Origin of the sequence: Neisseria sp. HMSC067H09, assembly GCF_001814135.1 — a bacterium.
In the GTDB taxonomy this organism is placed as follows: domain Bacteria; phylum Pseudomonadota; class Gammaproteobacteria; order Burkholderiales; family Neisseriaceae; genus Neisseria.
Genome location: NZ_KV814831.1, coordinates 1 through 5,781, shown reverse-complemented (window position 1 = coordinate 5,781; position 5,781 = coordinate 1). Strand labels below are relative to the sequence as shown.

Here is a 5,781-nt window from a genome sequence, read left to right as displayed (position 1 = left end):
ACAATACAAAGTAAAAGCCCCCGACATCTGTCGGGGGCTTAGGATAGGTGTTTGGCAGTGACCTACTTTCGCATGGAAGAACCACACTATCATCGGCGCTGAGTCGTTTCACGGTCCTGTTCGGGATGGGAAGGCGTGGGACCAACTCGCTATGGCCGCCAAACTTAAACTGTACAAATCGGCAAAGCCTTAATCAATATATTCGGTGATGACTGAATCAGTCAGTAAGCTTTTTATTTGAAGTTCTTCAAATGATAGAGTCAAGCCTCACGAGCAATTAGTATGGGTTAGCTTCACGCGTTACCGCGCTTCCACACCCCACCTATCAACGTCCTGGTCTCGAACGACTCTTTAGTGCGGTTAAACCGCAAGGGAAGTCTCATCTTCAGGCGAGTTTCGCGCTTAGATGCTTTCAGCGCTTATCTCTTCCGAACTTAGCTACCCGGCTATGCAACTGGCGTTACAACCGGTACACCAGAGGTTCGTCCACTCCGGTCCTCTCGTACTAGGAGCAGCCCCCGTCAAACTTCCAACGCCCACTGCAGATAGGGACCAAACTGTCTCACGACGTTTTAAACCCAGCTCACGTACCACTTTAAATGGCGAACAGCCATACCCTTGGGACCGACTACAGCCCCAGGATGTGATGAGCCGACATCGAGGTGCCAAACTCCGCCGTCGATATGAACTCTTGGGCGGAATCAGCCTGTTATCCCCGGAGTACCTTTTATCCGTTGAGCGATGGCCCTTCCATACAGAACCACCGGATCACTATGTCCTGCTTTCGCACCTGCTCGACTTGTCGGTCTCGCAGTTAAGCTACCTTTTGCCATTGCACTATCAGTCCGATTTCCGACCGGACCTAGGTAACCTTCGAACTCCTCCGTTACTCTTTGGGAGGAGACCGCCCCAGTCAAACTGCCTACCATGCACGGTCCCCGACCCGGATTACGGGTCTGGGTTAGAACCTCAAAGACACCAGGGTGGTATTTCAAGGACGGCTCCACAGAGACTGGCGTCTCTGCTTCTAAGCCTCCCACCTATCCTACACAAGTGACTTCAAAGTCCAATGCAAAGCTACAGTAAAGGTTCACGGGGTCTTTCCGTCTAGCAGCGGGTAGATTGCATCTTCACAACCACTTCAACTTCGCTGAGTCTCGGGAGGAGACAGTGTGGCCATCGTTACGCCATTCGTGCGGGTCGGAACTTACCCGACAAGGAATTTCGCTACCTTAGGACCGTTATAGTTACGGCCGCCGTTTACTGGGGCTTCGATCCGATGCTCTCACATCTTCAATTAACCTTCCAGCACCGGGCAGGCGTCACACCCTATACGTCCACTTTCGTGTTAGCAGAGTGCTGTGTTTTTAATAAACAGTCGCAGCCACCTATTCTCTGCGACCCTCCGAGGCTTACGGAGCAAGTCCTTAACCTTAGAGGGCATACCTTCTCCCGAAGTTACGGTATCAATTTGCCGAGTTCCTTCTCCCGAGTTCTCTCAAGCGCCTTAGAATTCTCATCCTGCCCACCTGTGTCGGTTTGCGGTACGGTTCGATTCAAACTGAAGCTTAGTGGCTTTTCCTGGAAGCGTGGTATCGGTTACTTCATGTCCGTAGACACTCGTCGTCACTTCTCGGTGTTAAGAAGACCCGGATTTGCCTAAGTCTTCCACCTACCGGCTTAAACAAGCTATTCCAACAGCTTGCTAACCTAACCTTCTCCGTCCCCACATCGCATTTGAATCAAGTACAGGAATATTAACCTGTTTCCCATCGACTACGCATTTCTGCCTCGCCTTAGGGGCCGACTCACCCTACGCCGATGAACGTTGCGTAGGAAACCTTGGGCTTTCGGCGAGCGGGCTTTTCACCCGCTTTATCGCTACTCATGTCAACATTCGCACTTCTGATACCTCCAGCACACTTTACAATGAACCTTCATCGGCCTACAGAACGCTCCCCTACCATGCCAGTAAACTGGCATCCGCAGCTTCGGTTATAGATTTTAGCCCCGTTACATCTTCCGCGCAGGACGACTCGACCAGTGAGCTATTACGCTTTCTTTAAATGATGGCTGCTTCTAAGCCAACATCCTGGCTGTCTGGGCCTTCCCACTTCGTTTACCACTTAATCTATCATTTGGGACCTTAGCTGGCGGTCTGGGTTGTTTCCCTCTTGACAACGGACGTTAGCACCCGCTGTCTGTCTCCCGAGGAACCACTTGATGGTATTCTTAGTTTGCCATGGGTTGGTAAGTTGCAATAACCCCCTAGCCATAACAGTGCTTTACCCCCATCAGTGTCTTGCTCGAGGCACTACCTAAATAGTTTTCGGGGAGAACCAGCTATCTCCGAGTTTGTTTAGCCTTTCACCCCTATCCACAGCTCATCCCCGCATTTTGCAACATGCGTGGGTTCGGTCCTCCAGTACCTGTTACGGCACCTTCAACCTGGCCATGGATAGATCACTCGGTTTCGGGTCTACACCCAGCAACTCTTCGCCCTATTAAGACTCGGTTTCCCTACGCCTCCCCTATTCGGTTAAGCTCGCTACTGAATGTAAGTCGTTGACCCATTATACAAAAGGTACGCAGTCACACCACAAGGGTGCTCCCACTGTTTGTATGCATCAGGTTTCAGGTTCTATTTCACTCCCCTCCCGGGGTTCTTTTCGCCTTTCCCTCACGGTACTGGTTCACTATCGGTCGATGATGAGTATTTAGCCTTGGAGGATGGTCCCCCCATATTCAGACAAGATTTCACGTGTCCCGCCCTACTTTTCGTACGCTTAGTACCACCGTTGAGATTTCGAATACGGGACTATCACCCACTATGGTCAAGCTTCCCAGCTTGTTCTTCTATCTCAACAGTTATTACGTACAGGCTCCTCCGCGTTCGCTCGCCACTACTTGCGGAATCTCGGTTGATTTCTTTTCCTCCGGGTACTTAGATGGTTCAGTTCTCCGGGTTCGCTTCTCTAAGTCTATGTATTCAACTTAGGATACTGCACAGAATGCAGTGGGTTTCCCCATTCGGACATCGCGGGATCATAGCTTTATTGCCAGCTCCCCCACGCTTTTCGCAGGCTTACACGTCCTTCATCGCCTATCATCGCCAAGGCATCCACCTGATGCACTTATTCACTTGACTCTATCATTTCAAGAACTTCTCTGACTTTGCCTGACATTCCGTTGACTAGAATATCAAACTTGAATTTCCTACTCTGATAAAGCTTACTGCTTGTTGTGTCTTAATCCCGCCTTTTGTCTTTCGGGATTAAGTCGATACAATCATCACCCAAATACTGTACCTGTTTTTCTTTTCCTATTCAGGAGACAACTGACCGTTTGCAATCGGTCAATCATCAAAAACAGACACATTGTCTTTGTTTGTTGATTTCGGCTTTCCAATTTGTTAAAGATCGATGCGTTCAATATTGCTATTTACTTCGCAAATCAAAATGAGCTGATTATTATAGCAGCCTTTCTTTTTCCGTCAAACTGATTCGTCAGCAGACTTCTCTTTAGAAAAAAAGAAAGCAGTTATACTGCCTTTTAACTCGCTTTGATTTGGAAAGTATTGGTGGAGGCAAACGGGATCGAACCGATGACCCCCTGCTTGCAAAGCAGGTGCTCTACCAACTGAGCTATGCCCCCGTTCTTGGTGGGTCTGGGAGGACTTGAACCTCCGACCCCACGCTTATCAAGCGTGTGCTCTAACCAGCTGAGCTACAAACCCGGATTCTCTTCTTAAGCGAACCTTGTCTTCACTCAAGCATTTTTCCGCATCTTCTACAGTTTACCGATAAGTGTGAATGCGACAACCTCTTCTTTCTCTAGAAAGGAGGTGATCCAGCCGCAGGTTCCCCTACGGCTACCTTGTTACGACTTCACCCCAGTCATGAAGCATACCGTGGTAAGCGGGCTCCTTGCGGTTACCCTACCTACTTCTGGTATCCCCCACTCCCATGGTGTGACGGGCGGTGTGTACAAGACCCGGGAACGTATTCACCGCAGTATGCTGACCTGCGATTACTAGCGATTCCGACTTCATGCACTCGAGTTGCAGAGTGCAATCCGGACTACGATCGGTTTTGTGAGATTGGCTCCACCTCGCGGCTTGGCTACCCTCTGTACCGACCATTGTATGACGTGTGAAGCCCTGGTCATAAGGGCCATGAGGACTTGACGTCATCCCCACCTTCCTCCGGCTTGTCACCGGCAGTCTCATTAGAGTGCCCAACTTAATGATGGCAACTAATGACAAGGGTTGCGCTCGTTGCGGGACTTAACCCAACATCTCACGACACGAGCTGACGACAGCCATGCAGCACCTGTGTTACGGCTCCCGAAGGCACCCCTCCGTCTCTGGAGGGTTCCGCACATGTCAAGACCAGGTAAGGTTCTTCGCGTTGCATCGAATTAATCCACATCATCCACCGCTTGTGCGGGTCCCCGTCAATTCCTTTGAGTTTTAATCTTGCGACCGTACTCCCCAGGCGGTCGATTTCACGCGTTAGCTTCGCTACTAAGCAGTCATGCTGCCCAACAGCTAATCGACATCGTTTAGGGCGTGGACTACCAGGGTATCTAATCCTGTTTGCTACCCACGCTTTCGGGCATGAACGTCAGTGTTATCCCAGGAGGCTGCCTTCGCCATCGGTATTCCTCCACATCTCTACGCATTTCACTGCTACACGTGGAATTCTACCTCCCTCTGACACACTCTAGTCACCCAGTTCAGAACGCAGTTCCCAGGTTGAGCCCGGGGATTTCACATCCTGCTTAAGTAACCGTCTGCGCCCGCTTTACGCCCAGTAATTCCGATTAACGCTCGCACCCTACGTATTACCGCGGCTGCTGGCACGTAGTTAGCCGGTGCTTATTCTTCAGGTACCGTCATCAGACAGGGGTATTAACCCCGCCCTTTTCTTCCCTGACAAAAGTCCTTTACAACCCGAAGGCCTTCTTCAGACACGCGGCATGGCTGGATCAGGCTTGCGCCCATTGTCCAAAATTCCCCACTGCTGCCTCCCGTAGGAGTCTGGGCCGTGTCTCAGTCCCAGTGTGGCGGATCATCCTCTCAGACCCGCTACTGATCGTCGCCTTGGTAGGCCTTTACCCCACCAACTAGCTAATCAGATATCGGCCGCTCAAACAGCGCAAGGCCAAATGGTCCCCTGCTTTCTTCCTCAGAAGATATGCGGTATTAGCTAATCTTTCGATTAGTTATCCCCCACTGCTCGGTACGTTCCGATATGTTACTCACCCGTTCGCCACTCGCCACCCAAGAAGCAAGCTTCTCTGTGCTGCCGTCCGACTTGCATGTGTAAAGCATGCCGCCAGCGTTCAATCTGAGCCAGGATCAAACTCTTATGTTCAATCTCTAACTTTTTAACTTCTGGTCTGCTTCAAAGAAACCAACAGGACAATGTCTAAAACATCATCTTGTCTGTCTTTCAAACAGTGTGAGGCTGTCGCACTCACACTTATCGGTAATCTGTTTTGTTAAAGAGCGAAAACGAATTATAAAGCATTTCATCTCGTTGTCAATCAAAACTTTTCTCAAAACCTCGAAAAATCAGACCAACTGTGATATACTTACCTGTTCGTTCAGTCACCGCCGAAGCAGCGAAGAACCGAACTATACCCCTCCCCTCAAAAACCGTCAACCCCCAAAACCGCAAAAAATTCCACAAAACTAAACAACAACCTGAAATACAAAGACTTTTATTTCAAATCAAAAACAGCAAAGGTCGTCCGAAATCCCTTTCAGACGACCTT

The 5,781-nt window shown here is 49.9% G+C and carries 2 tRNA genes and 3 rRNA genes; all 5 read right to left on the bottom strand.

Annotation, left to right across the window (positions count from 1 at the left end):
* Positions 1 to 49: 49 nt before the first annotated feature.
* Positions 50 to 163, bottom strand: a 5S ribosomal RNA gene (rrf, locus tag HMPREF2954_RS00025).
* Positions 164 to 256: 93 nt separating this feature from the next.
* A 23S ribosomal RNA gene (locus HMPREF2954_RS00020) occupies positions 257 to 3,148 on the bottom strand.
* 430 nt (positions 3,149 to 3,578) lie between these two features.
* Positions 3,579 to 3,654: transfer RNA gene (locus HMPREF2954_RS00015), tRNA-Ala, on the bottom strand.
* A gap of 5 nt (positions 3,655 to 3,659) precedes the next feature.
* Positions 3,660 to 3,736: transfer RNA gene (locus HMPREF2954_RS00010), tRNA-Ile, on the bottom strand.
* Between the two features lie 101 nt (positions 3,737 to 3,837).
* A 16S ribosomal RNA gene (locus tag HMPREF2954_RS00005) occupies positions 3,838 to 5,378 on the bottom strand.
* The 16S, 23S and 5S rRNA genes sit together here with 2 tRNA genes alongside, the layout of an rRNA operon.
* Positions 5,379 to 5,781 lie beyond the last annotated feature (403 nt).